This is a genomic window from Mesorhizobium waitakense, assembly GCF_056431085.1.
Genome location: NZ_JBWKME010000049.1, coordinates 35,182 through 60,678, shown reverse-complemented (window position 1 = coordinate 60,678; position 25,497 = coordinate 35,182). Strand labels below are relative to the sequence as shown.

21 protein-coding genes are annotated in these 25,497 nt (G+C 64.7%); 8 read left to right on the top strand and 13 right to left on the bottom strand.

What is annotated here, in order from left to right; translation table 11 throughout:
• Nucleotides 1-19: 19 nt before the first annotated feature.
• Both AC07FD_RS11020 and AC07FD_RS11015 read right to left on the bottom strand, forming a co-directional pair.
• Nucleotides 20-823: a 3'(2'),5'-bisphosphate nucleotidase CysQ gene (locus AC07FD_RS11020; RefSeq protein WP_478349867.1), complete on the bottom strand. Its 804-nt coding sequence runs from the start codon at nt 821-823 to the stop codon at nt 20-22.
• Complete coding sequence (locus AC07FD_RS11015; protein WP_478349866.1) at nt 810-2,153, bottom strand: TldD/PmbA family protein; 1,344 nt, start codon at nt 2,151-2,153, stop codon at nt 810-812. Before AC07FD_RS11015 ends, AC07FD_RS11020 begins: the two co-directional genes overlap by 14 nt.
• A gap of 165 nt (nt 2,154-2,318) precedes the next feature.
• On the opposite strand from AC07FD_RS11015, the gene AC07FD_RS11010 reads away from it, so the two are divergent.
• Nucleotides 2,319-2,735 (top strand): VOC family protein, encoded by a 417-nt coding sequence (locus tag AC07FD_RS11010; RefSeq protein WP_457151740.1) that lies wholly within the window; start codon nt 2,319-2,321, stop codon nt 2,733-2,735.
• Nucleotides 2,736-2,768: 33 nt separating this feature from the next.
• Here the strand turns inward: AC07FD_RS11010 and AC07FD_RS11005 are convergent, their stop codons facing one another.
• Complete coding sequence (locus tag AC07FD_RS11005) at nt 2,769-4,022, bottom strand: NAD(P)/FAD-dependent oxidoreductase (protein ID WP_478349865.1); 1,254 nt, start codon at nt 4,020-4,022, stop codon at nt 2,769-2,771.
• Nucleotides 4,023-4,032: 10 nt separating this feature from the next.
• A complete protein-coding gene (locus AC07FD_RS11000) occupies nt 4,033-5,421 on the bottom strand; it encodes an aminotransferase-like domain-containing protein (RefSeq protein WP_478349864.1) in 1,389 nt (462 codons plus the stop codon).
• A gap of 309 nt (nt 5,422-5,730) precedes the next feature.
• Between AC07FD_RS11000 and AC07FD_RS10995 the strand changes: the two genes are divergently transcribed.
• Genes AC07FD_RS10995 through AC07FD_RS10980 form a run of 4 tightly spaced genes read left to right on the top strand, consistent with a single transcriptional unit; the run spans nt 5,731 to nt 10,068 of the window.
• Nucleotides 5,731-6,894 (top strand): ABC transporter ATP-binding protein, encoded by a 1,164-nt coding sequence (locus AC07FD_RS10995; RefSeq protein WP_478349863.1) that lies wholly within the window; start codon nt 5,731-5,733, stop codon nt 6,892-6,894.
• 6 nt (nt 6,895-6,900) lie between these two features.
• Nucleotides 6,901-7,953, top strand: coding sequence for an ABC transporter substrate-binding protein (locus AC07FD_RS10990; protein WP_478349862.1), 1,053 nt, complete (start codon nt 6,901-6,903; stop codon nt 7,951-7,953).
• 7 nt (nt 7,954-7,960) lie between these two features.
• Nucleotides 7,961-9,238: an ABC transporter permease gene (locus AC07FD_RS10985; RefSeq protein ID WP_478349861.1), complete on the top strand. Its 1,278-nt coding sequence runs from the start codon at nt 7,961-7,963 to the stop codon at nt 9,236-9,238.
• A gap of 2 nt (nt 9,239-9,240) precedes the next feature.
• Entirely contained in the window at nt 9,241-10,068 is an 828-nt protein-coding gene (locus AC07FD_RS10980) for an ABC transporter permease (RefSeq protein WP_478349860.1), read from the top strand.
• Nucleotides 10,069-10,089: 21 nt separating this feature from the next.
• On the opposite strand, the gene epmA is transcribed toward AC07FD_RS10980, so the two are convergent.
• Complete coding sequence (epmA, locus tag AC07FD_RS10975; RefSeq protein WP_478349859.1) at nt 10,090-11,130, bottom strand: EF-P lysine aminoacylase EpmA; 1,041 nt, start codon at nt 11,128-11,130, stop codon at nt 10,090-10,092.
• A gap of 123 nt (nt 11,131-11,253) precedes the next feature.
• Between epmA and efp the strand changes: the two genes are divergently transcribed.
• Nucleotides 11,254-11,823: an elongation factor P gene (gene efp / locus AC07FD_RS10970; RefSeq protein WP_478349858.1), complete on the top strand. Its 570-nt coding sequence runs from the start codon at nt 11,254-11,256 to the stop codon at nt 11,821-11,823.
• Nucleotides 11,824-12,234: 411 nt separating this feature from the next.
• Nucleotides 12,235-12,774: a dihydrofolate reductase family protein gene (locus AC07FD_RS10965; protein WP_478349857.1), complete on the top strand. Its 540-nt coding sequence runs from the start codon at nt 12,235-12,237 to the stop codon at nt 12,772-12,774.
• Between the two features lie 166 nt (nt 12,775-12,940).
• Here AC07FD_RS10965 and AC07FD_RS10960 read toward each other — a convergent pair whose 3' ends face one another.
• From AC07FD_RS10960 to AC07FD_RS10940, 5 genes are all read right to left on the bottom strand, one after another.
• Nucleotides 12,941-13,813 (bottom strand): patatin-like phospholipase family protein, encoded by an 873-nt coding sequence (locus AC07FD_RS10960; protein ID WP_478349856.1) that lies wholly within the window; start codon nt 13,811-13,813, stop codon nt 12,941-12,943.
• Nucleotides 13,814-13,818: 5 nt separating this feature from the next.
• Nucleotides 13,819-15,069, bottom strand: a complete 1,251-nt coding sequence (locus AC07FD_RS10955; protein ID WP_478349855.1) for a M16 family metallopeptidase — start codon at nt 15,067-15,069, stop codon at nt 13,819-13,821.
• 298 nt (nt 15,070-15,367) lie between these two features.
• The gene (locus AC07FD_RS10950) at nt 15,368-16,756 is read right to left on the bottom strand and encodes a M16 family metallopeptidase (protein WP_478349854.1); all 1,389 of its coding nucleotides are present in this window, start codon (nt 16,754-16,756) and stop codon (nt 15,368-15,370) included.
• 118 nt (nt 16,757-16,874) lie between these two features.
• A complete protein-coding gene (gene rsmD, locus AC07FD_RS10945; RefSeq protein ID WP_478349853.1) occupies nt 16,875-17,429 on the bottom strand; it encodes a 16S rRNA (guanine(966)-N(2))-methyltransferase RsmD in 555 nt (184 codons plus the stop codon).
• A gap of 30 nt (nt 17,430-17,459) precedes the next feature.
• Entirely contained in the window at nt 17,460-19,562 is a 2,103-nt protein-coding gene (locus AC07FD_RS10940) for a pseudouridine synthase (protein ID WP_478349852.1), read from the bottom strand.
• Between the two features lie 281 nt (nt 19,563-19,843).
• Here AC07FD_RS10940 and AC07FD_RS10935 point away from each other — a divergent pair, with 281 nt between their 5' ends.
• Entirely contained in the window at nt 19,844-20,293 is a 450-nt protein-coding gene (locus AC07FD_RS10935; RefSeq protein WP_478349851.1) for a nucleoside deaminase, read from the top strand.
• A gap of 49 nt (nt 20,294-20,342) precedes the next feature.
• Here AC07FD_RS10935 and AC07FD_RS10930 read toward each other — a convergent pair whose 3' ends face one another.
• The 3 genes from AC07FD_RS10930 to AC07FD_RS10920 all read right to left on the bottom strand — a co-directional run bounded on the left by AC07FD_RS10930 (nt 20,343) and on the right by AC07FD_RS10920 (nt 25,312).
• On the bottom strand, nt 20,343-21,023 hold the full coding sequence (locus AC07FD_RS10930; protein ID WP_478349850.1) for a hypothetical protein: 681 nt from the start codon (nt 21,021-21,023) through the stop codon (nt 20,343-20,345).
• Between the two features lie 217 nt (nt 21,024-21,240).
• The gene (gene ileS / locus AC07FD_RS10925) at nt 21,241-24,213 is read right to left on the bottom strand and encodes an isoleucine--tRNA ligase (protein ID WP_478349849.1); all 2,973 of its coding nucleotides are present in this window, start codon (nt 24,211-24,213) and stop codon (nt 21,241-21,243) included.
• A 292-nt stretch (nt 24,214-24,505) separates the two neighbouring features.
• Nucleotides 24,506-25,312 carry a MipA/OmpV family protein gene (locus tag AC07FD_RS10920; protein WP_478349848.1) on the bottom strand — a complete coding sequence of 269 codons (807 nt, stop codon included), beginning with the start codon at nt 25,310-25,312 and terminating at the stop codon, nt 24,506-24,508.
• Between the last annotated feature and the right edge of the window lie 185 nt (nt 25,313-25,497).

Here is a 25,497-nt window from a genome sequence, read left to right as displayed (position 1 = left end):
GGAACCTTCGAAAACGCTTTCACCCATCCAGCCCGGCAATGACAGTGGCGAGCACGGCCAGCAGTTCACCGCTGCCGGCGGCGAGCGCGCCGTGGCGGGTCACCTCGCCGGCATAGAGTGGCGCGCGGCCATGCCGGTCGAGCACCTGGCCGCCTGCCTCGCGCAAAATGAGATCGGCGGCGGCAATATCCCAGTCATGCGCGTTCGGCTTGACGAAAGTGGCATCCAGCGCGCCATTGGCGATCATGGCCAGCCGATAGGCGAGCGACGGGCTGTAGGGCGCCCGCTTCAGTCGCGCCTGCCAGTCGGCCGGCATCAGGTCGGTCAACTGCTTCAGCCCGGAAATCTCGGCCGTATCCGCCAGCTTGCGCACGGCGATGCGCTTGCCGTTGCGGAAGGCGCCCTGTCCGGGCAGCGCCCAATAGGTCTCGTTCATCGCCGGGCATTCCAGCACGCCGGCAAGCGTGCGGCCACGCTCGACGACGGCAACGCTGACGCACCAGGTGCGCTGGCCTTCCAGGAAGCCGCGCGTGCCGTCGATCGGGTCGACGACGAAGGTGCGGCGCGCCGAAAGCCGCACCGGATCGTCGGTTGTTTCTTCCGACAACCAGCCATAGTCGGGCCGTGCTGCAAGCAGCGTCTGCCGCAGATAGGCGTCGGCGGCATGGTCGGCTTCGCTGACCGGCGATGTGCCGCCCTTCATCCAGACTTGCGGGTTGTTGCCGAAATAGCGCATGGCGATGACCCCGGCCTCTCGGGCGGCATCGCGCAGCAAAGGCAAATCCTCGGTAGCACTGGCAGTGATCAGGTCATGCTCCGGCAAGGGTCATGCCTTCGATCAGAAGCGTGGGGGCGGCGGTGCCGAAATTGCGGTCGAGGTCATCAGCCGCCACCATGTTGAGGAACATGGTCTTCAGGTTCGAGGCGATGGTAACCTCGGCGACGGGATAGGCCAGCGCACCATTTTCGATCCAGAAGCCGGAGGCGCCACGGCTGTATTCGCCGGTGACCATGTCGACGCCCTGGCCGAACACTTCGGTGACGTAGAAGCCGGTCTTGAGCGATTTGATCAAATCCTCGGGCGACCGGTCGCCCGGTTCGATGGCGAGATTGGTCGAGGACGGCGAGACGGACGAGCCGCCGCGCGAACCGCGCCCATTGGTGACAAGACCAAGCTCGCGCGCGGCCGATGTCGACAGGAACCAGTGGTTGAGCACGCCTTTTTCGACCATGAACAGCTTCTCGCCCTCGATGCCTTCGCCATCGAACGGACGCGAGGCCTGGCCACGCTGCCTGAGCGGCTCGTCGGTGACGGTGATCGCGGAGGCGGCCACCTGCTTGCCCATCATGTCGCGCAGGAACGACGTCTTGCGCGCGACGGAGGCGCCGTTGATGGCGCCGGCAAGATGACCGGCGATACCGCGCGCGACGCGCGGGTCGAACACAACGTCGATCGGCCCGGTCGCCGCCTTGCGCGCGCCGATACGGCGCACGGCGCGTTCGCCGGCCTTGCGGCCGATGTCTTCAGGCGCATCGAGATCGGCAAAATGCTGGCGCGAGGAGAATTCATAGTCGCGCTCCATGCCGGTGCCCTCGCCAGCAATGACGCTGGCCGAGCGCGAGAAACGCGACCCGACATAGTGGCCGAGGAAGCCGTGCGAGGTGGCCAGCACCAAGCCGCCGAGGCCGGCACCGGCGCTGGCGCCGGCCGAATTGGTCACGCCCTTGACGGCAAGGGCCGCCGCTTCCGCCGCAAGTGCCGCTTCCTTCATTTGATCGGCCGACACCTCGGTGGCGTCGAACAGGTCGAGATCGCGCGTCTGTTTCACCAGCAATGCCGGGTCGGCCAACCCTTGATAGGGGTCCTCTGGCGACACTTTCGCCATCGCCACGGCACGCTCGGCCAGGGTTGCAGGATCGGATGCCGCGGTTGCCGAGACGCTGGCCACACGCCCATCGACGAAGACGCGTAGCGAGACATCCTCGCTCTCGGCCGATTCGGTGCCCTCGACCTTGCCGAGCCGCACCGACACACCGGTCGAGCGGCTGCGCACGGCCACCGCATCGGCGGCGTCGGCGCCAGCCTTCCTGGCAGCTTCGACCAAAGCCGCGACACGGTCGGTCAATTTTGCTGCTTCTGTGATATCGGTCATGCGCGTGATCCCGCTGGCGCGGCGAGCTTTGGCCGCAGCCACCATCTATTGTTCCGGTCCGGCTTGTGCAATGGCATAGGCTTCAATCAAAATGCATCGGTTCACGGTTCAGATCTCGAACCGAGGCATGGTAACCCGGTCCGCAGCCCGCTCGGAGCATTTTCGATGACGCCTTTCCATCTCGCCTTCCCGGTCCGTGATCTCGATGAAACTCGCTTTTTCTATGGCGAGGTGCTGGGCTGTGCGATCGGCCGCTCATCGGCGACCTGGGTCGATTTCGATCTTTACGGCCACCAGATGTCGGCGCATCTGCGGCCACAGGCCACGCCAGCCGCCAGCGACGGCAAGGTCGACGGCATCGTCGTGCCGATCCCGCATTTCGGCGCCGTGCTCTTGATGGACGACTGGCAGCGGCTGGCGACGCGGCTGGAGGCGCGCGGCGACATCGACTGGCTGGAACGGCCAATGGTCCGCTTCAAGGGCGAGCCCGGCGAACAGGCAACGCTGTTCATCCGCGATCCCTCCGGCAATGCGTTGGAATTCAAGGGCTTTCGCTCACTGGAGCAGGTTTTCGCGCACTAACGGGGACGAGCGGCCGGATTCTGATCCAGTCGATCAGCGACCAAAACGATCAGCCGCAAAGGGTGCGAGACGTGCCGGGTCGCTGCGTCCGCCGATCAACTCAGCGACCAGCCGCGCCGTGATCGGGGCAAGCGTCAGACCGAGATGGCCATGGCCGAAAGCATGGATCACGCGTGGGCTGCTGCGCGAAGGGCCGATTACCGGCCGGGAATCGGGCAGAGACGGGCGAAAGCCGAGCCATTCCGATGAAGGTGAGCCGAGCTTGGGAAAGAATTGCCTGACGCCGCGATCGAGCAGCGCCAGCCGGCGCGGATTTGGTGGCGCGACAAGTCCGCCGAGTTCGACGGTTCCGGCGATCCGCAGCCGGCCGGCCATCGGCGTCATGTAGAAACCGAGATCGACGGGACAGACAGGCCGTGTCACCAACTGTGCGTCGGTCCGGAATTCCAAGTGATAGCCACGCTCGGTCTCGAGCGGGACATCGTTGCCCGCCAGAGCGGCCAGGGCGCGCGACCGTGCACCGGCGGCGATCACCACCGTACCCGCCTTGATGCTGAAGCCGGGACCGCTGACCCGGACAGCACCGGTTTCGATGTGCAGTCCAGTAATTGTCGCTTGCGTCACCGACGCGCCGCGAGCGGTCGCCGCACCGAGCAGCCGCTGCATCACCGCCTTCGGATCGGTGACGTTCGTGGAATCCGGGAAGAACAAGCCACGCGTCCCGCTTGCCGGCAGGCCGGGCTCAAGTGCCGCCACCTCATCTGGCGTCAGGATCTCCTGGTGGACACCAAATCCGGCGCGCATTGCCCGGCCGCCAGCCCCAGCGGCAAAATCGCTTTCGCGGCGATAGAGGTAAAGGCAGCCATTGCGGCGCAAGAGGTCCTGCAGACCGGCCTCCGTCACCATTTCCTCCCAAGCCGGCAAGGCGTCGGCCAACAATCCGGCGAGCGCCAGCGCATTGGCGCGGGTGGCCGCCGGCAACGACTGCCGCACGAATTGAGTCAGCCATGGCGCCAGTTGCAACAGCGCCGGCCAGCGCAGCGAAAACGGGCTGTCGGGGTCGAGCAGCAGTTTCGGCAGCGCGCGCAGCACGGCCGGATTGCCAACCGGCATGCAGGCGTATTCGGCGATCGTGCCGGCATTGCCGAACGAGGCGCCGGAACCGGGCTCGTTGGGATCAATGAGCAGGACTTCGCGCCCCTCGGCGGCAAGACGGAGCGCCGTCGCCAGCCCGACCACACCAGCGCCGACGATGGCGATTTCGACCGTCTCGGAAGAAGCTGACAATCTAGGGTTCCTAAACAAAGCCTGGCAGTTGCAAATGGCCGGCCGCGAGCAGATCGGCCATCGTGGTCAGCGCGGTGCGCAGATCGTCCAGCGAACGGGCGGCGCCGACATTGATGCGCACCCCGTGCTGCACCGGTTCGCGGCCGACCGCGAAGGCATCGCCCGGAAGGACGGCCACGCCGCGCTCCAGGCAGGTGCGGGCGAAGCCGGCACCGCGCCAGGGCTCGGGAAGGCGCAGCCAGGCATGGGTCGAGGTGGCGTGGCTCTGAACATCGTAGCCGCCGAGGATTTCGCTCAGCACCGCCTGGCGCTGGCGCAATTCCTGTTTCTGGGCCTCGATGATGCGGGCAGCCGTGCCTTCTTCGATCAGCCGCGTGCCGATCAGCGCCGTCAACGGACTGATGCTCCAGCAATTGATACGCAAAGCCGCCGCGACCTGGCCGGCTATGGTGCGTGGCGCGATGACGAAGCCCAGGCGCAGACCTGGCGCCAGGCATTTCGACAGGGCGCCGATATGGACGGTCAGTTCGGGCTCGATGCTGGCCAGCGATGGTGGCGGATTGTCCGCCAGCGGCCGATAGACGTCATCCTCGATGATGAGGACGTTGTGGCGCCGGGCGACCGCCACCAGTTCGTGCCGGCGCTGATCGCTGAGCGTGATCGTCGTCGGATTGTGCAGCGTCGGCACCAGGAACACCGCGCGCGGGCGCAGTTGCGCGCAGGCTGCCTCGAATGCGTCGGGCCGCATGCCGCCGCGATCCATGCCGACGCCTCTGAGATCCAGCCCATGCACGCGGCACAGCGCGTTGATGCCCTGATAAGTCACCTCGTCGGCGAGCACGACCTCGCCCTGCCTTGTCACCGCCCCAAGCACGCAGTCCAGCCCATGCTGGGCGCCCGCCGCCAGCACCACGCGGCCGGGATCGCCGTCACCGGCCACCGGACGCATCCATTCGGCAATCGCCGCCCTCGCCCACAGCGGTCCCTCGGGCGGATGGTAGTCCTGCAGTGTCGGGTAATGGCGATCCTTCGACAGGCGCGGCAGAAGCAGCGCCAACGCGTCGAGATAGGCGGAGGTTGCCGGCCGGTTGACGGAAAGGTCGATGACGCCAGTGTCGTCGCTCGGCGCCGAGACGAAGCCCGGCCTCTCGCCGGCGTCGCGGGCGGCGACCGTGGTGCCGCGCCCCGGCCGCGCTTCGAGCAGGCCGCGCTGCTGCAGCGTCGACAGCGCGCGCGTCACCGTGGTGACGTTGATGCCCAGCGCCCGTGCGATCTCGCGCTGCGGCGGCAGCCGGTCGCCGACCGCGAGCGTGCCGGCAGCAATGCGTTCGGCAATCGCATCGGCAAGGCGGCGATAGACCGGACCTTCATCCGAGGCGAGCTGGAGGTCTTGGATCATGCGGCTTTCGGTGGGTTGATACGATCTAGCTACCGGCGCATCTAGCATAAGACAATGCTCCGGACAATAGCACTTGTCTGGCCTCAGTTTCAAAACATGACTGCTTAAAACTCACACAATCACGTAAAATGCCGCTTGACGGGCAAACTTGTCTGCATCTATGGTCAGTCAGACATAGATTGTGTGAGCATACAAGTTCGGATAGCCGCCTTTGCGCGGCCAGCGCGATGCGAGACCCGACATGCACGACAAGCAACAGCTCCTTTCGACTCACAGCCCCTGTAGCCGTATAGGGGAAACCTGCCGGTGATGACCAAGGCGGCACCCTTGTCGGTCGAAAGCGCGTGGCCTAGCGCCGATGCCGGCCTGCAGAGATTCGTTGAGTTCGTCGACGTCGAGAAATCCTATGATGGCCGCACCTTCGCGGTGACGCGGTTGAACCTCAGTGTCGCACGCGGCGAATTCCTCACCCTTCTCGGCCCCTCCGGCTCCGGCAAGACGACGACGCTCAACATGCTTGCCGGTTTCGAGCGGCCGACCAACGGCGTCATCACGCTGGAAGGCCGCTCGGTCGACCGGTTGCCGCCCTATGAGCGCAACATCGGCATGGTGTTCCAGAACTACGCGCTGTTCCCGCACATGAGCGTGGAAGAGAACGTCGCCTTCCCGCTCTCGGTGCGCAAGATCGACAAGCCGGACATCGCTGCCCGCGTCAGCCGCGCACTCGACATGGTGCGGCTCAAGCAGTTCGGCGACCGGCGGCCGGCGCAGCTTTCCGGCGGCCAGCAGCAGCGCGTGGCGCTGGCGCGTGCGCTGGTGTTCGAGCCGAGCCTGGTGCTAATGGACGAGCCGCTCGGCGCGCTCGACAAGAAGCTGCGCGAACATATGCAGCTCGAGATCAAGCAGCTGCACACCATGCTCGGCGTCACCATCGTCTATGTCACGCACGACCAGAGCGAGGCGTTGACGATGTCGGACCGCGTCGCCGTCTTCAACAATGGCGGCATCGCCCAGCTCGGCTCACCCGACGATCTCTACAACACGCCTCGGAGCTCGTTCGTGGCGAGCTTCATCGGCGAGAACAACACGCTGGCGGGCAAGGTTGAGCGCGTGATCGGCAAGGAATGCCGCATCGCGCTGGAAGGTGGCGGAGCAATCACCGCGCAAGCCATCGGCGTCGCGGACGGTGCTGCCTGCCATGTCGCCATCCGCCCAGAGCGGCTCAGCCTCGCGGCTGGCGGACACGCAGAAAACAGACTGGCGGCGACGGTCGATGGCCGCATCTATCTCGGCGACCACCAGCGGCTGCTGGCCAGGCTCGAAAATGGACAGGTGCTGACCGTCAAAGTCGGCCCGGAAGCGACCATGGCGAATGGGGAGCCGGTGATGGTTTCGTGTGCGCTCGGTGATTGCCGCGCCTTTCCAGCCGATGCCGGAACGGGCGGATCGAAGTCAAAAACAACAGGGGAGTAAGATCAGATGAAAACCACAAAGACCGGGCTGCTCGCGCTCGCGGCCGCCACCGCCTGGATGGCGATAGGACATGCCGCGGTCGCCGACGAGCTGTCGATCATGGCCAGCGGCGGCGCCTGGCAGGACGCGCAACGCAAGGCATGGTTCGAGCCGTTCAGCAAGGAAACCGGAACCAAGATCGTCGAGCAGGAATATCTCGGCGATCTCGGCAAGGTCAAAGCCATGGTCGACACCGGCAACGTGCCGATCGACCTGGTGACGGTGGAGACGGCGACCGTGCTGCAGGGCTGCGACGCCGGCATTCTCGAGCGTCTCGACTATTCCAAGATCGGGCCGCGCGACAAGTTCATCGAAGGGTCGGCGCTCGACTGCGGTGTCGGCCTCGACGCCTATGGCGATATCCTGGCCTACGACCCGACCGTGCTGAAGGAAGCCCCGACCTCGGTGCTCGACCTGTTCGACACCAAGAAGTTTCCGGGCAAGCGCGCCATGCGCAAATTCCCGGCGCAGAACCTCGAATGGGCACTGATGGCCGACGGCGTCGCACCCGCCGATGTCTACAAGGTGCTGGGAACACCGGAAGGCGTCGACCGTGCCTTCAAGAAGCTCGACACCATCAAGAAGGATATCGTCTGGTGGGATGCCGGCGCGCAACCGGCGCAGCTTCTCGCCTCCCAGGAAGTGGTGATGACGACGGCCTGGAACGGCCGCATCCAGAACGCCATCGACACCGACAAGAAGCCGTTCAAGATCGTCTGGAACAACCAGATCCTCGAATATGACATGATCGCCATTCCGAAGGGCGCCAAGAGTTCCGATCTGGCGTACAAATATCTGGCCTATATCAGCCAGCCGGAAAACAACGCCAAGCTCGCCAGCTACATCACCTATGGGCCGGTGCGCACCGATGCGGCGTCCTTCGTCGCGGCCGATGCCTTGCCAAAATTGCCGAACGCGCCCGACCACCTGGCCGGCGCCTATCTCGTCGCCGACACCGAGTTCTGGGGCGACTATGGCGAGGACCTGGTCAAGCGCTTCAACGCCTGGCTGGCGCAGTAAGCAAGAAATGTCGGCGCTGGAGCCAACGCAACTCGACCAGTCGCGGGCAGTCCGCGACCGGTCAGCCACCGACCCCGGCAAGTCGGTGGCGGCGGCCCTTCGGCGCGCCGAATTCGGCGACCGGTTTCGCTCGCTGGCGCTGGCCGCGCCGCTGCTGGTGCTTCTGGCGCTGAGCTTCGGCATCCCGATCGTGCTTTTGCTGTCGCGGGCCGTCTACGACCCGACGATTGCCAATGCCTTGCCGCGGACCACCCAGGCGCTCGGCGGCTGGAACGGCCAGGGCCTGCCCGACGATGCCGCCTTCGTGGCGCTCGCGGCGGACCTCAGGGGCAGCCAGGCCAAGGGTACGGCCTATGAACTTGCCAAGAGCCTCAACGCCCGCCTGCCCGGCGCGCGCAGCCAGGTGCTGAAGACCGTGCGCCAGCTGGAAGGCGCCGGCGACAAGCCGCCGCTCGAGGTGATGAAATCCGTGCCGTTCTGGTCACAGCCCGGCACGTGGCCGGCTATTGCCAACGGCACCCACAGCGTCACCTCGTTCTATTTGCTGAGTGCCCTCGACCTGCGTTGGAACAGTGACGGCGGTATCGAACGCGTGCCGCCCGAACAGGCGATCTTCCTGCAGGTGTTCATGCGGACGTTCTTCGTCGCCGCCGCGGTGACGCTGGCGACGCTGATCCTGGGCTTTCCGCTGGCCTATCTCATCGCCAGCGTGCCGAAGGGCCTCGCCGCCATCCTCATCGTCGCGGTGCTGCTGCCATTCTGGACATCGATCCTGGTGCGCACCGCAGCCTGGACGGTGCTCTTGCAGAAGTTCGGCCTGGTCAACGACCTTTTGTTATGGCTCGGCGTCGCCGAGGTCCGGCTTGACCTGATGTACAGCCGCATCGGCCTGATCATCGCCATGACCCACATCCAGCTGCCGTTCACGCTGCTGCCGATCTACAGTGTCATGCGCACCATCCAGCCCTCGCAGATGAAGGCCGCCTATTCGCTCGGCGCAAAACCTTTCACCGCGTTCCGCCGCGTCTACCTGCCGCAGGTCTTTCCCGGCGTCATGGCCGGCTGCCTGCTCACCTTCATCCTTTGCCTCGGCTACTACATCACGCCGGCGCTGATCGGCGGCGCCAGCGACCAGCTGATCAGCAACTTCATCGCCAACTACGTCAATGTCGAGCTGAACTGGGAGATGGCGGCGGCGCTTAGCTTCATCCTGCTCGTCTTCACGCTGGCGTTGTTCGGCATCTTCGCCCGTATCCTCGGCCTCGACCGCCTCAAGCTGGTGTAGCCATGCTCCTGTCTCCCTACCCAACGCTTGGAGAACGCATCCGCATCACGCTGCTGTGGCTGTGGTGCGGCCTGGTCATCCTGTTCTTGCTGGTGCCGATCCTGATTCCCGTGCCGCTGTCGTTCAACAGCGGCACCTTCTTCATCTTTCCGCTCGAGGGGATTTCGACGCGCTGGTACGAGGTCGTGCTTGGCACCCAGCGTTGGCAGGCGGCGATCGGCAACAGCCTGATCGTCGCTTTCGGCACGACGCTGATCGCAACGGCGCTGGGCACGCTCACCGCAATCGCGCTGTCCGACGAAAAATTTCCCGGCCGCCGCATCGTCATGCCGCTGCTTTTGTCGCCGCTGATCGTGCCGGTGGTGATCACCGCTGTCGGCTCGTATCTGTTCTACGCCCGCGTCGGCCTCGCCAGCACCTATGCCGGCATCATCCTGGCGCATACCGCTCTTGCCAGCCCGTTCGTCGTCGTGACCGTGGGCGCGAGCCTGACCGGCTTCGACCGCAATCTGATGCGCGCCGCCGCCATCTCCGGAGCGAAACCGGTGACCTCGTTCTTCCGGGTGATGCTGCCGCTGATCCTGCCCGGCGTGTTGTCGGGAGCCGCATTCGCCTTCGTCACCTCGTTCGACGAGGTGGTCGTCGTGCAGTTCCTGGCCAGCGCCAACCAGCGCACCATGCCGCTCGAAATGTTCATTGGCCTGCGCGAGAAACTTTCCCCGGCAATCACAGCCGCGGCGACCTTGATGATGGGGCTTTCCATCGTGCTCCTGGTCGTCGCCAATCTCCTGGCGCGGCGCAGCCAGCGCCGGCCTGTTACGAAAGGCTAGTGCTTGGTCCGAGGCCGCCCCTCAGCCGACGGGCGTCCAGATGACATCCTCGATTTTCTGCGCGCCGGTCACCAGCATCACCAGCCGGTCGAAGCCGAGCGCGATGCCGCTGGCCGGCGGCATGATGGCAAGGGCGGCGAGAAAATCCTCGTCCAGCGGATAGCGCTCGCCGTAGACGCGCTGTTTCTCGTCCATCTCGATGATGAAACGCCGGCGCTGCTCATCGGCATCGGTCAGCTCGCCAAAGCCGTTGGCGAGCTCGACGCCACAGCAATAGAGCTCGAAACGCTCGGCGACGCGCGCATCCCTGGGGCTCGGCCGCGCCAATGCCGCCTCGGCCACCGGATATTCGCACAGGATGGTCGCGCGCCCCTGCCCGAGCAACGGCTCGACCTTTTCCACCATCACCCGGCTGAACAGATCGGCCCAGCTGTCGTCCGGCGCGGTGCGCAGGCCGGCCCGGACCAGGGCGGCGTGCAGCGCGTCGCGGTCGGTGGCGCCGTCGGCGGCGACCGTGGCCAGCAGATCGATGCCGGCATGGCGGGTGAAGGCATCCGCCACCGTCAGCCGTTCCGGCTCGCTGAGCGGGTCGCAGTCGCGGCCCCGGAAGGAAAAGTGCGCTGCCCCTGCCCTTGTCGCGACCAGCGCCAGCAGGGCCGCGCAGTCCTGCATCAGGCTCTCATAGGGCTCGCCCACCCGGTACCATTCGAGCATGGTGAATTCGGGATGGTGCAAGGGGCCGCGCTCGCGGTTGCGGTAGACCGGACCAAAGCTGAAAATCCTGACTTCGCCAGCGGCGAGCAGCTTCTTGCAGGCGAATTCCGGCGAGGTGTGGAGATAAAGCGGCGACCGTGTGCCGTCAGGTCCGATCGCTTGCGTGGCGAAAGCCGCCAGATGCGCCTCGTTGCCGGGCGAGACCTGCAGGGCCGCCGTCTCCACTTCGATGAAGTCGTGGCGGGCGAACCAATCGCGCAGGCCGGCGGCAATGGCGTTGCGCAGCATCAGCCGCGGGCGGCGGTCGGCGTGGACATGCGGCGTCCACCAGGGCGAAGCCGCGGTCATGGCCGGGTTGCGGCGAAGTCAGTTAGCGCTGGGGGCTGGCGGTTGCGGCCAAGATGCGCTAGGCCCCCATCCAGCGCCGCACCAGCCGGCAAACGCCAGTCAACTCTTGCAGGATTTAAAACCGTGGTGAAAGTCATCGCCAGTTCGCTCCGCAAAGGCAATGTCGTCGACAAGGACGGCAAGCTTTATGTGATCCTCTTTGCCGAAAACATCCACCCAGGCAAGGGCACGCCAGTGACGCAGCTCGACATGCGCCGCATCGGCGACGGGGTGAAGGTTTCGGAGCGCTACCGCACTACCGAGCAGGTGGAGCGCGCCTATGTGGAGGAGCGCGAGCACACCTTCCTCTATCGCGACGGCGAAGGTTTCCATTTCATGAACCCGGAAAGCTACGACCAGGTGGCGGTGTCGGAAGCCGTGGTTGGCGACATGGCGCCGTACCTCCTGGAAGGCATGGCCGTGCAGGTATCACAGTTCAATGGCATTGCCATTTCACTGGTGCTGCCGCAGCGCGCTACCTTCGAAGTGGTGGACACCGAGCCGACGACCAAGGGACAGACGGCCTCGTCGTCCTACAAGCCGGCCGTGCTTTCCAACGGCGTGCGCACGCTGGTGCCACCGCACATAGCCCCCGGCACCCGCGTGGTGGTGATGACGGCCGATGGGGCGTATGTGGAGCGGGCGAAGGACTGAGACGAGCGCCTTCGCTCATAAGCCCCCTTTGAGCTATCGTCAGGCACCGGCGTTCGGCGCGCTGGCGAAGCGTGGATTCCGCATCACTGCTTGAAACAGTGCCCGCAGTGCCATTGCAAGAAATGAGGACGCGGGCGTTCGAGTTTGTCGGCGAGGCGGAAGCGCGCGGCGAGTCTTGTTTCCTGCACGTTATCGCGTCATTGACCTGTCGAGAGATCAGGATTTCCAGAGCATCGGACAGACCGATCAATCCGCGATCTGGGGGTTTTGTCCAGGCCGGTCGCACCTTTCCCATGGTATCGGTCTTTCGTAAGCTCGCGCTAACCCTCTAATAAAGCGCTACACTATTTTCACGGGGCGTGTCGCAGAAGGCCCGTGCGGTTCGTCCTCTGACGGAAGAAGGAGCGCGCCATGCGAAAACTTATCGTCACCGAATTCATCAGCGTCGATGGCATTGCCGAAGTCGAGAAGCTGCCCGGCGTGACCTGGAACGACGAGATGAACAGGTTCAAGGAGGATGAGCTTGCCGACAGCGGCGCCATGCTTTTGGGGCGCACGACCTATGAGATTTTTGCCGGCTCGTGGCCCAAGGAAACGGGAGATTTTGCCGACCGGTTCAATGCGCTGCCGAAATATGTCGCATCGACCAGCCTGAAGGCGCTCGACTGGAAGCCGGCCGAATTGCTGAAGGGAGCCCTGCCGGAAGCGGTAAGGGCGCTGAAGCAAGGCCGCGGCGGCAACATCTATGTGCATGGCAGCCTCAGCGTCGCGCAGGAATTGCTGCGCCACGGCCTGGTCGATCGCATCAGGCTGCTCAGCTACCCCGGCGCCGTCGGCCAAGGCAAGCCGCTGTTCCCCGTCGGCGAGCCAGTGGCGCTCGAGCTGATTTCGGCGACGCCGTTCAGCAACGGCGTGGTGGCGCTGGAATATGTGCCGGTGGCGAAGTCGTAGTTGGCTTCGTGGATGACAACAGCGCTCGACCACAAAGAGCGTCGCGTGGGACCGGTTTCAAGCGACGTGCTTTAAGTCTTTGTGTTCATGCATGTTGTTGTCCCAAGACGGAGCCACTTTTGCGCAACCTGCATTAGACGACCAATTGCCGACGTCGCGCCGCCCCTCACCCGGCCTTCTTCCGCCGCTTCCCCTTGACGGCAGCGCCATTTCTAGCCTCCACCGCCTTCTCCACCTGCCGCTTCAACTCGTCCTTGATATCCGCCGTCTCGTTCATCAAAGCGTCGATCTTCAGGAAATCGAGCACGCGGTATTTTGATACTGCCGGGCGGACCAGGATGTCGGGGCTGCACTGCTTCAGCTTGTTGGCGATGATCGACTGCATCATCAATTGCGTGGCGCCGAACATCAGGTCGACGGAGGTCGGGTGCTTGCGGTCGGCTTCTTCCGGCGCGCCGACCACGTCGACGCCGATGATGATGTCGGCATCGTTCTCGATCAGGTCGAACGGCACGGGGTTGTAGATGCCGCCGTCGATCAGCAGCCTTCCGTCGCGCGTCACCGGGCGGAACACGGCGGGTATGGCCGCCGAGGCGGCCAGTGCCGAGTGCAGGTCGCCATCGTCGAACACGGCGAGCTTGTGGCCGAAATAGTCGGTCGCGGTCACCTTGAGCGGGATCTTGAGCTCGGCGAAGGTCTCGGGGATAGCCTCGGGCAAAAAGGCCTTCAGGATGCGCTCGACGTTGAACTGGCTGACGCGGATGCCATTCTGCATGGCTTCGGCGATGGTGCCCGGCCGCGCCCGCCACATGCGGCTCGCCACTTCGGCGCGGCGGCCGAGGATCAAGCGGGCGTAGTCGTGGATGTCCTTGCCGGTCATGCCGGCGGCCATGCCGGCGCCCATGATAGCGCCGATCGACGAGCCGGCAATGGCCACCGGCCTGATGCCCAGTTCGTCCAGCGCCTCGATGACGTGGATATGCGCCAGCCCGCGCGCGCCGCCGCCGCCGAAGGCGATGCCGAAGGTCGGGCTCGTCATTGGGCTCATCCCTTGTCGGCCCCTGCCAGTTTCGGTCCGATGACCATGATGGTCGGTTCGGCCGACAGCAGCTTTTTCGCCGCCGCCTTGACCTGATCAAGCGTCACCGCGTTGATATAGCCAGCGCGGCGCTGCATGTAGTCGATCCCGAGATCGTCGAGCTGCAGTTCGACCAGCGTCGAGGCAATGGAACTCGAAGAGTCCAGATTGTTGATGGCGTAAGCGCCGATCATGTATTTCTTGGTCGCCGCCAGCTCAGCCTCGGTCGGGCCTTCCTCGGCCAGTTGCTTGACCACGTCGCGGACGATGCCCAGCGTCTCGGCCGCCCGGTCCGACCGGGTCCCGGTGCTGACGACCAGTGCGTCGGCGTGATCCTGGTTGATCAGCGAGGAGTTGACGCTGTAGGCCAGCCCGCGCTTTTCGCGCACCTCCTGGAACAGGCGCGAGGTGAAGGTGCCACCGCCGAGGATCTCGTTCATCAGCACGGCGGCAAAGAAATCCGGCGCCTTGCGCTTCACGCCGGGATAGGCGAGCTGCAGCGAGGTCTGTGGCAGGTCGTAGTCGACCTCGACATGCTGCGCCAGCTTCGGGTCGATATCGGCCACCGGCCTCAGCGCCTGGTTCTGCGGCAGGTCGCCGAACACCATGTCGAGCTTCTTCTTCAGCGTCTCGGGGTCGATGGCGCCGACCACGGCGACATGCAGGCCGCCGCGCGCGAACACCGCCTTGTGCAAGGCTTTCAAATCATCCGGCGTGATGGTGGCGATGCTCTGCCTGGTGCCTTGGTCGGAGCGGGAATAGGGATGATCGCCATAGAGTGCGCGCGCCCATTTGTCCTGCGCGACCGTATCGGGATCGTTCTCGCCGGCGATGATGCCGGACAGGATCTGGGCGCGGATACGGTCGATCGGCAGCTGGTCGAAGCGCGGCTGGTTGACCGCCAGCCGCAACAGGTCGAACGCCTCGTCGCGCTGCTCGGCCAGCATGCGCATCGAGCCGTAGATGCCGTCGCGGCTTTCGTCGAAGCTCATCTCGGCGCCGGCGTCGTCGAGCTTGATCTGGAAGGCTTCTGAGTCGAGCGTGCCGGCGCCTTCGTCGAACAGGCCGGTCATCAGATTGGCCAGGCCCTCTTTGCCAACCGGATCCTGCGTCGAGCCGCCGCCGAAGACGAAGCGGATGGCGACGACCGGCACCGAATAATCCTCGACCAGCCAGGCGGTGATGCCCTTTGGCGAGGTGACGGACTGGATGTCCATGGCGCGAGCGGTGAGTGCCGGCAGGATCAGGAAGAGGATGGAGAGGAAAAGGGTTGCAAGCGCTGCGGCAGCGCGCCGGGCTTTTCCTTCTCCCCTTGCGGGAGAAGGTGGATCGGCGCGTAGCGCCGAGACGGTTGAGGGGCGTTGGACGGAGTACGGACGGTGCCAAGCGGGAGCACCCCTCATCCGACCGAGCTGCGCTCGCACACCGCCCTGGGGCGAGCCACGGGTCTCGCCCCGTCCTTCGGACCCCACAAGGGGAGAAGGGAAAGCGTGGCGGTGCTGGTTCGTCATCAAATCAGTTCTCCGCCTTGACTTGCGGCAGCAAATAGCCGGTCGTCGACCGGTCGAGCACCAGATAACGCGCGGCGACGGCCTTGACCTCGTCTGCTGTGACCTTGCGGATGCGCTCCGGCCATTGCTGGACGTCTTGCACGTTACCGCCGGTGGCCAGTGTCGAGCCGTAGATGTTGGCCATGGACTCCTGCTTGTCGCGGGCAAAGATCATCGAGCGCACATAGCGGTCTTTGGCCTTTTCCAGCTCCGACGACGTGACGCCGTCCCTGGCGATGCGCGCCACCTCGGCATCGACCGCCGCTTCGACATCGGCGAGTTTGGCGTCGCCGCGCGGGGCGCCATAGACGGTGAAATTGGTGTCGTCCAGCATCGTGCCCTGGAAATAGGCGCCTGCGTTGGACGCGATGCCTTGCTGGACGACGAGTGCCTGGTAGAGCCGGCTGCGGTTGCCGCCGCCGAGGATCTCGGCCAGCAGATCGAGCGCTTCCGCCTCGCCCGGCTTGCCGGAATGATAGGACGGCACCACCCACTGCGTGGAAAAACTCGGCACGCTGACGCGGGCGTCGGAGAGCGTGACCGTGCGCTTGGTGTTCTGCTCGGGTTCAACCGGACGGATGCGCGGCGGCAGATCGGGTCCGCGCGCCACCTTGCCGTAGGTTTTCTCGGCCAGTGCCCGCACAGTGTCCGGTTCGACATCGCCCGCCACGATCAGCACGGCGTTGTTGGGCCGGTAATATTTGTCATAGAAGGCGGTGGCGTCGGTGCGGTTCAGCTGCTCCATTTCCTGCATCCAGCCGATGACCGGGATGCGGTAGGGCTGGTTCTGCCACAGCGTGGCGTCGACTTCCTCGTCCAGCACCGCCTCGGGATTGTTGTCGATGCGCGAGCGGCGCTCCTCGAGGATGACGTCGCGCTCGGTCTTGATGACGTCGTCGGTGAGGATGAGGTTGCGCATGCGGTCGGCCTCGAAACTCATCATCAGCTCGAGCGCCGACGGCGCCACCGTCTCGTGGAAGGCAGTGTAGTCGTAGGAGGTGAAGGCGTTGTTGGAGCCGCCAATGTCGGAGATGGCGCGGTCGAACTCGCCGGCCACATGATGGGTCGTCGCCTTGAACATCAGATGCTCGAAGAAATGGGCGATGCCGGATTTTCCGGGCGGCTCGTCGGCGCTGCCGATCTTGTACCATACCATGTGGGTGACGATCGGCGCGCGGTGATCGGGGATGACGACGACCTCCATGCCGTTGTCGAGCAGGAAATCCGTCACCTTGAATGCGTCCGGCGTCGCTTTGGCCAACACTGTGCTGTCGGCCAGGACCGGGCCGGTCATGGTGATAGCCAGCGATGTCGCCAGCAGTGTTGCGCGCAGCCATTCAATCCTAGATGTCATTAATGGCTCCGATTTCCAGGCAGGACGATAGGCAAGGCGCTGGCGACAGCATAGTGAATTGTTGGTCATGTTGCCGGCAAAGGCGGCGGCAAAGAGGCCGGCATCGATGCAAGGCGCATCACGCAACCTCGATAAACCGGATCACCGTCTCGCCGTAGTTGCGCTCATCCAGCACGGAAAAGCCGGGACCCGGCTCGAAGGGCGCCACAGCCGCCTCCTCGACCACGCATAGTGCGCCGGGACGAAGCCAGCCGCCGGCCCTGGCCGACTGCAAGGCGCGCTCGCCGAGGCCCTTGCCGTAGGGTGGATCGGCGAAGACGAGGCCGAATGGAGCGAGCGTGCCAGCTTCGCCAAGGCCGGTGGCATCGCGGCGAAAGATCTTGGTGCGGCCCGTCAGGCCGAAGGCCTCGACATTGTCGCGGATCAGGCCACGGCCTTCCGCCGATTCCTCGATGAAGACGCCGTAGGAGGCACCGCGCGACAGCGCTTCGAGGCCGAGAGCGCCGGTGCCGGCGAACAGGTCGAGCACGCGCGCCCCGCCCAATTGCTCCGCAAAACGATGCGCCAACACGTTGAAGACGGCCTCGCGGGTGCGATCGGTCGTCGGGCGGATAGCGCTGCTGCGGGGCGTCGCCAGGGGACGCCCGCGAAACTCACCGCCGACGATTCTCATCTTGCGCTGGGCCTCATTCCAATCCGGGCCTCATTTCGTCCTGGGACCCTTGGGGCCGCTGCGCGGCCGTTCGCCGCCACCGGCGCCGCCCGGACGCTCGCCACGCGGCTTGCCGAACGGCTTGGCGCCGCCCGGTTTGCCATAGGACGGCTTGAACGATGCCTTGCGCGCCTTGGCGTCGGCCGCCTTGGCGGCGTCGGCCTCAGCCCTGCCCTTGCCAATGGGCCGCGCGCCCGGTGCCATCCAGACATTGGCCTTGCGCTGGCCGGGCGGCTCGATCGGCCGCTGCTCGCGCTCGGATTTCTTGCCACCGCCCGGCTTGCCGCCAAAACCACCGCGCGGCTTGTCACCAAAGCCGCCACGGGGCTTGTCGCCAAAGCTGCGTTCGGGTCGCGGACCGCGCTCGCCATAGCCCTTTTCCGGCCCGGCGCTTCTGTCGGGACTTGTCGACAGCTTGCCCAGTGCCTCGTCGCGGCTGCCTTCGCGGCGCTTGCGGTTCTTGATCAGCCCGCCCTCGCCGATCGGCCGGCGCTCGCCATCTCTGGTGAACTTCGGCCGCTCCGGCTCCGGCTCGCGGATCTCGGTGCGCCGCACCGGCTTGTTGGAAAACGGCTTTGAAATCTCGGCATCGAAATTGGCGCCGGATTCCTCGACCAGACGCTCGCCAAGCTGGTCGCGCAGCACCCGGCCCTTGATCTCCAGCACATGGCCCTCGGCGAGGTCATCGAGCTGGAACGGTCCGTAGGAAATGCGGATCAGGCGCGTCACATCCAGGCCAAGCGAACCGAGGATGTTCCTGACTTCGCGGTTCTTGCCCTCGCGCAGGCCGATCGTCAGCCAGGCGTTGGTGCCTTGCTCGCGGTCGAGCGTCGCTTCGATAGCGCCGTAAAAGACGCCATCGACGGCAATGCCTTCACGCAGGCCGGCGAGCGCGCTTTCCTCGACTTTGCCGTGGACGCGCACGCGGTAGCGGCGCAGCCAGCCGGTGGCCGGCAGTTCGAGCACGCGCGACAGGCCGCCATCATTGGTGAGCAGCAGCAGGCCTTCGGTGTTGATGTCGAGGCGGCCGATGGTCATCAGCCGCGGCAATTCGGCCGGCAGCACGTCGAAGACGGTCTTGCGGCCCTCGGGATCGCGGTTGGTGGTGACGACACCGGCAGGCTTGTGGAACAGAAACAAGCGCGTGCGCTCGATCGGCGGGATTTCCATGCCGTCCAGGTGGATGATGTCGTCGGGCATGACGTTGAAGGCCGGCGAGGTCAGCGCCCGGCCATTGACCTTGACGCGGCCGGCGGCGATCAGTTCCTCGGCATCGCGGCGCGAAGCAAGGCCGGCGCGCGCCAGCCGCTTGGCGATGCGCTCGCCTGCCTCTTCCGTCACTTCCGCCGAACGCGGACGCGGTTTGAAGCCAGCACCCGATGCCCCTTGCGGCCGATCACTGAAGTCGCGCTTGGGACGGTCGCCACCGAAGTCACGCTTGGGGCGGTCAGCGAAGTCGCGCTTCGGACGATCGCCGGCGTCGCGCGGCGCACGATCGCTAAAATCGCGTTTGGGACGATCGAAGCGCCTTTCGCCGCCCTCCGCCGCCGCAGCAGGACGATCGCCGCGTGGTGCATAAGGCTTGCGAGGTCCTTCGCGCTTTTCATACGGCTTGCGCTCGCCTTCGGCCGCCATCGGGCGGTCGCCGCGCGGCGCGTAAGGCTTGCGCGGTCCTTCGCGCTTTTCATACGGCTTGCGCTCGCCTTCGGCCGCCATCGGGCGGTCGCCGCGCGGCGCGTAGGGCTTGCGCGGTCCTTCGCGCTTTTCATAAGGCTTGCGCTCGCCTTCGGCGGCCATCGGGCGGTCGCCGCGCGGTGCGTAGGGCTTGCGTGGTCCCTCGCGCTTCTCGAAGGGCTTGCCTTCGGGACGCGGACCCTTGCCGAATGGCTTGTCACCACCTTTGAAGTCGCGCTTCGGCCGCTCGCCCTCAGCAGCCATCGGCCGATCTCCGCGTGGGGCGTAAGGTTTCTTGGTGCCAAAGGACGGCTTGCCGCCTTTGTCGGCGGCGCCATCACGGCTGCGCGGTCCGGCAGCTTTCGAGCCGCTCCTGACCGGACCCTTTTTGGGTCGGAATTTCTTGTTGTTGTCGTCCATGTGGCCTTTGTCCGTTTGCGCTGCTACAGCGTGGCGCATCCTTTTGGGCGCGCAACGAACGCTGTAGCACTTTTGATTTGGCGCATGATCATTTCCGAAAACCGAGTCCGATTTTCGAGGTTATGCGCTCAATAACAGGATCACCAGAGTTTGTCAGGGAAAAGTGGAGACCGGTTTTCCCGAAAAGACAAACGAAAATCAAAAGCCTGGAGCAAGAGCGGTTCATTCGGAAACGGACTTGCTCCAGCGAGTGGCGAGGAGATAATCGGAATGGAGATCGCGTGAAGCGGCCGGATTTCATGGCGCTGGCGCTGAAAGAGGCTGAAGCCGCCGGCTTGCGCGGCGAAGTGCCGGTCGGCGCCGTGATCGCCAGCGGCGGCATAGTCATTGCCAGCGCCGGCAACCGCACCCGCGAGCTTGCCGACCCAACGGCGCACGCCGAGATGCTGGTCATCCGCGAGGCCTGCCGCAAGCTCTCGAGCGAGCGGCTCACCGGCCATGATCTCTATGTGACGCTGGAGCCTTGCGCCATGTGCGCCGGCGCCATTTCCTTCGCCCGGCTGCGCCGGCTCTATTTCGGCGCCGCTGACGACAAGGGCGGCGCGGTGATCAATGGCGCGCGCTTCTTCGCCTCGACGACCTGCCACCACGCGCCCGACATCTATTCGGGCATGGGCGAGACCGAAGCGGCCCTGCTGCTCAAAGGATTTTTCCGGGAGCGGCGCGACTGACCCGGGCACAGCGCCCGGCAACGCAACGGCAGCGAAGCGTGGCCCGTCTTTACAGCGACGGCAGCCAGTCGAACCAGCCGCTGCCCTTCTTGCCTTCCGCCTCTTTCTTCAGGCGGCGTTCCTTCTTGTACTCGTCTTCGCCGAGATCGTTCTGCGGCGCGGCGTCGGAGGCGACGCGATATTGCACCGGCGGCTCGCTCAAATATTTACGGGTGTTCGGATCGCCCTGCTTGCTTTCGGCAAGGCGGCGCTGGATCTCGGCGGCACGACCCTTGTCCGAATCCGCAGGGCTCCACGCCGGCGGGTGGCTCGAGCCTGAATCCGCCATTGCCTTCTTGATCGATGCTGGATCGGTCTGCACATCGTCGACGATCTCCGACTGATAAGCGGGATCGTTCTGATGGGCGGTCGCGTCGGCGCGCAGGCGGGCGCGGCGCTGCTCCGGCGATTCGGGCCATTCGGCGCTCGCCGTCTCGATGCTGTCCTGCGGCGCCGGCAGCGCTTCCTTCTGGCCTGGCGCCGGCTTGACCAGAGTCGGACGCGGCTTGTAGTCGATCCGTTCCTTTTGTTTCGGCGCGAACGAAAAGGCGCCGGAAATATCGCCGGCCAGCTGTTCGCCGGCGGTCTTGTCGGTGCCATAGGTCGGAGAGCTCATGCAGCCGGACAGAGCGAGGCCCGATGCGACAAGCGGCGCGAGCAGCGCCAGGCGCGCGTTATATCTCTCGGTCATGCCAAAAAGTCCCACTCTAGACAGCCTCTCGATTGCCACCGGCCCTGTGTCCGGTTCCCCATCGTCCAAGCACTTGCGACGGAAATCCGGCGACAATTTGTCTTCCGGAGTTTCGCGTGTTTACCTCAACCACTCGTTAAGGGCAACGCGCGGGCGGTTTTCGCGCGCTCGGCGTGGCATTTGTGCACCGATAGAGTCATTCTGACCGGCCGGCCTGTCAAAGCCGGCCAAGCGCTTTCAACTCGTGCAGCACCGCCGCATCCCTAGCCGAAACGTCGGGAAACGCAACGTCCTGCCCGACATCGGCGGTATAGCGCCAGGAACGCGCGCACTTCACCAGGCCGCGGTCCTCGGCCTTCTCGACCACGACGGCGACACCCCTGACGTCGTCGAGCGTGAAGGCGCCAGCCGGCACGTCGCCATGCGCGATGACCAGATCGCTGGTGATCGCCATCTCGGCCATGTCGACATCGGATATCGCCGCTTCGAGCGCTGCATCGTCGATGGTGACGACCGGCACCGCTTCCAGCGACGAACCGATCACCTTTTGTGCGCGCGCGATCTCCAGCGCGCCGGTGACGACGCGTCGCACCTGCCGCACCTTGCGCCACTTTTCCGCCAGCGCCTCGTTCTTCCAGTCCGCCGGGATTTGAGGAAACTGGTCGAGATGCACCGAGACGGCGTCCGCATGACGGTCGAGCCAAGCTTCTTCCATGGTGAAAGGCAGCATCGGCGCCAGCCATTTGACCAGACAATCGAAGAGATGACGCACCACTTGCACCGAGGCCTTGCGCTTAACGCTCGACGGCGCGTCGCAGTACAGCGCGTCCTTGCGGATGTCGAAATAGAAGGCCGACAGTTCCACCACCATGAAATCAAGCAGCATGCGCGTGATGCGCTTGAATTCGAAGGCGTCGTAGCCCGATCGCACCACCTCATCCAGCTCGGCCAGCCGATGCAGCATCAGCCGTTCCAGCTCCGGCATCTTGTCGAGCGGCACCTCCTCGCCATCGTCATGAGCAAGCGTGCCCAGCATCCAGCGGATGGTGTTGCGCAGCTTGCGATAGGCGTCGATGTTGGTCTGCAGCACATTCTTGCCGAGACGCTGGTCTTCCCAATAGTCGGTCGTCACCACCCACAGGCGAAGGATGTCGGCGCCCGACTGCTTGATGACGTCCTGTGGCACGACGGTGTTGCCGAGCGACTTCGACATCTTGCGGCCGTCTTCATCCATGGTGAAGCCGTGGGTGACGACGGTGTCGTAAGGTGCCCTGCCCCTGGTGCCGCAGCTTTCCAGCAGCGACGAGTGGAACCAGCCGCGATGCTGGTCGGACCCTTCGAGATAGACATCGGCCGGCCATTTCAAATCCGGGCGATCCTCCAGCGTGAAAGCGTGCGTCGAGCCCGAATCGAACCAGACGTCGAGGATGTCCATCACCTGCTTCCACTTGGATGCATCGTGATTGCCAAGGAAACGCTCCTTGGCGTCGGCGGCGAACCAGGCGTCGGCACCTTCCTGCTCGAAGGCGTCCATGATGCGCTGGTTGACCGCCTCGTCCTTCAGCACATTGCCGTCGGCATCGGCGAAGACGGCGATCGGTACGCCCCAGGCGCGCTGGCGCGACAGCACCCAGTCAGGGCGCTCCTCGATCATGGCGCGGATGCGGTTCTGGCCGGCGGCGGGCACGAAACGGGTGTCGTCGATCGCCTTCAGCGCGCGGCTGCGCAACGTCGAGCCATCGCCGAGATCCTTGTCCATATAGACAAACCACTGCGGCGTGTTGCGGAAGATGATCGGTTTCTTGGACCGCCAGGAATGCGGATAGGAGTGCTTCAACCGGCCGCGTGCGAACAGCGCGTTGCGCTTGATCAGCTCATCGATGACTGCCTGGTTGGCGTTGCCCTTCTTGCCATTGTCGTCGATGACGCGCGCGGCTCCGCCCTCGCGGTCCGGGCCAAAACCCGGCGCGTCCTTGGTGAAGAAGCCGCCATCGTCGACGGTGAACGGAATGGCGCTGTCGATGCCGCGCGCGCGCAAATCCGCCGCGGCATCCATCCAGGCGTCAAAGTCCTCGCGGCCATGGCCGGGCGCGGTGTGGACGAAGCCGGTGCCGGCATCGTCGGTGACATGGTCGCCGGCGAGCATCGGCACGGGAAACTCATAGCCGCCGCCAAAACCCTTGAACGGATGGGAAAGCGTAAGCCTTCCAAACTCTTGCGGCGAAACACTGCGAAGCCGATTCAAGGTGACCTTGGCCTTGGCAGCGGACTCGTCGGCCAGCGCGTCGGCGAAGATCAGCTTTTCGCCCGGTTGCGGACCGAACGCATTCTCGGCCGCTGTTACCTCGTAGAGGCCATAGCTGATGCGAGGCGAGTAGTTAACGGCGCGGTTGCCCGGGATCGTCCATGGCGTCGTCGTCCAGATGACGACGTGGGCCTGCAACAGATCCAGCGCCCCTTCCGTCAGTTTGGTCACGCCGTCATCGACCGGCTGGACCAGGCTGACGACTGGGAACTTCACCCAGATCGTGTCGGACTCGTAATCCTGGTACTCGACCTCGGCCTCGGCAAGTGCCGTGCGTTCGACCACACTCCACATCACCGGCTTGGAGCCGCGATAGAGTTGGCCCGACATGGCGAACTTCAGCAGCTCGCCGGCGATGCGTGACTCGGCATGGAAGGCCATCGTCGTATAGGGGTTCTTGAAGTCGCCGATAACGCCGAGCCGCTGGAACTCGCCGCCCTGCACCGTGATCCAGTGCGCGGCGAACTCGCGGCACTCCCGGCGGAACTCGTTGACCGGAACCTCGTCCTTGTTCTTGCCCTTGGCGCGATACTGCTCCTCGATCTTCCATTCGATCGGCAGGCCATGGCAGTCCCAGCCCGGCACGTAGTTCGAGTCATAGCCACGCATCTGGAACGAGCGGGTGATGACGTCCTTGAGGATCTTGTTCAGCGCGTGACCGATATGGATGTTGCCGTTGGCGTAGGGCGGACCGTCATGCAGCACGTATTTGGTCCGGCCGGCCGCGCTCTCACGCAGCTTGCGGTAGAGGTCCATGTCCTGCCAGCGCTGGACCAGCAGCGGCTCCTTTTCGGGCAAGCCGGCGCGCATCGGGAAATCCGTCTGCGGCAAATAGAGCGTCTTGGAATAGTCGATTGTTGAATTATTGGACGTTTTGTCGGTCATTGGTCTGCCATCTACATTACCCGGCCGCAAAGGGCTCGGGCGTGAGGTCGTTGCTTTGGCGCATATCGTTTTCCCAAAACCGAAGCCACTTTTGGGCGATATGCGTTGATGATCTGGAAAAAGCGCGAGAGGCCGCGCGCAAAATTCCCGGCGGCTCCGGCGACCCCTCAGGCCGCCCGGAACACCGGGCCGGTAATTCGTATGGTCAGCGCGTGAAGGCGCGAAAAGCTCGTCATCGGTGGGCTTTTAGCGGAGATAGGCGCAGGAATAAAGTGTCTCTCGCTCGATTCCGTTACATCGTAAAGTCCAAGCGGTAGCTGGTCGACACGCCGATCATGAACTGATTGCGGTCGCCGCGTTCCCTGACCAGGCTGGAATCGGCCGCCGGTCCCATCAGGCGCGAATATTCGCCGAACAGGCTGGCGGTCATCGGCTCCGTCACCTTCCAGGTTATCGCGCCACCGAGGCCGGTCGACTTCAGGCCACCGCCGGGATGATATTCGCTGAGCCCGGAGGCCACGGCCTCCTGTGCGTCGACGCCATAATAGGCATCGAAATATTTTTCCGAGGCAAAGGACACACGCGGTCCCCCAGAAATCCGGACAGTTGGGGTGACATCATAAAAAGCGTCGGCGGCGATATCGGCGACAAAGCCGTTATGGGCGCGGATGCCGTGGCGCAGCTCGGCGCGTGCGCGCAGCCAGTCGGTCGGATAGAATTCGAAGAAGCCGCCGACCTCGCCGCCCCAGCGCACCGGATCGAGGCCCTTCAGTTCATCGGCATTGTCGTCATCACGGGAAAACAGGAACTTGCCGGTCAGGCCGGCGCGAACGCCGCCATCGTCGATCAAGGCCAGCGAGATGTTGTCGTTGCGCGACGTGAAGCGGGCCGCCGGTCCGGCCTTGCCCAGCGAGATGATCGGTGAGGCGCTGAGCAGGTATTTCTTGCCGCCCTCGAAGTTCGGCGCGATCATGCCGGTTGCGCCAACGGTCAGATACCAGTCGCCAGACAGCCAGCTGCCCTCGCCCGCATTGGCGGCGCCCGCGCCACCCAGCAGCGCAGCGGCCAACACCACAGAGATTCTTCCGACCGGACTCATGGCCACTCCACTAACACAACGCGCACTGTTTACCGATGACAGCTTTGAAGGCCGTTTGGTAAAATTTGATTTAAATCCGAGACGTCCGATCACGGATTGCGGCGCTGCAGCTATTGGCCATCGACTGGACGTTGGCAAGCGCTGGGATTAACCTCCGCCTGGCAGTATCCCGCAGCCCCAGATGG

Coding starts and splice junctions, on each gene's coding strand:
- AC07FD_RS10930 (WP_478349850.1), bottom strand. CDS start 21,023: ATGACCGAGAGATATAACGCGCGCCTGGCGCTGCTCGCGCCGCTTGTC.
- AC07FD_RS10960 (WP_478349856.1), bottom strand. CDS start 13,813: ATGACGAGCCCGACCTTCGGCATCGCCTTCGGCGGCGGCGGCGCGCGC.
- ileS (WP_478349849.1), bottom strand. CDS start 24,213: ATGACCGACAAAACGTCCAATAATTCAACAATCGACTATTCCAAGACG.
- AC07FD_RS10965 (WP_478349857.1), top strand. CDS start 12,235: ATGCGAAAACTTATCGTCACCGAATTCATCAGCGTCGATGGCATTGCC.
- AC07FD_RS10940 (WP_478349852.1), bottom strand. CDS start 19,562: ATGGACGACAACAACAAGAAATTCCGACCCAAAAAGGGTCCGGTCAGG.
- AC07FD_RS10950 (WP_478349854.1), bottom strand. CDS start 16,756: ATGACATCTAGGATTGAATGGCTGCGCGCAACACTGCTGGCGACATCG.
- epmA (WP_478349859.1), bottom strand. CDS start 11,130: ATGACCGCGGCTTCGCCCTGGTGGACGCCGCATGTCCACGCCGACCGC.
- AC07FD_RS10920 (WP_478349848.1), bottom strand. CDS start 25,312: ATGAGTCCGGTCGGAAGAATCTCTGTGGTGTTGGCCGCTGCGCTGCTG.
- AC07FD_RS10990 (WP_478349862.1), top strand. CDS start 6,901: ATGAAAACCACAAAGACCGGGCTGCTCGCGCTCGCGGCCGCCACCGCC.
- rsmD (WP_478349853.1), bottom strand. CDS start 17,429: ATGAGAATCGTCGGCGGTGAGTTTCGCGGGCGTCCCCTGGCGACGCCC.
- AC07FD_RS10955 (WP_478349855.1), bottom strand. CDS start 15,069: ATGGACATCCAGTCCGTCACCTCGCCAAAGGGCATCACCGCCTGGCTG.
- AC07FD_RS11015 (WP_478349866.1), bottom strand. CDS start 2,153: ATGACCGATATCACAGAAGCAGCAAAATTGACCGACCGTGTCGCGGCT.
- AC07FD_RS10980 (WP_478349860.1), top strand. CDS start 9,241: ATGCTCCTGTCTCCCTACCCAACGCTTGGAGAACGCATCCGCATCACG.
- AC07FD_RS11000 (WP_478349864.1), bottom strand. CDS start 5,421: ATGATCCAAGACCTCCAGCTCGCCTCGGATGAAGGTCCGGTCTATCGC.
- AC07FD_RS10985 (WP_478349861.1), top strand. CDS start 7,961: ATGTCGGCGCTGGAGCCAACGCAACTCGACCAGTCGCGGGCAGTCCGC.
- AC07FD_RS10995 (WP_478349863.1), top strand. CDS start 5,731: ATGACCAAGGCGGCACCCTTGTCGGTCGAAAGCGCGTGGCCTAGCGCC.
- AC07FD_RS11010 (WP_457151740.1), top strand. CDS start 2,319: ATGACGCCTTTCCATCTCGCCTTCCCGGTCCGTGATCTCGATGAAACT.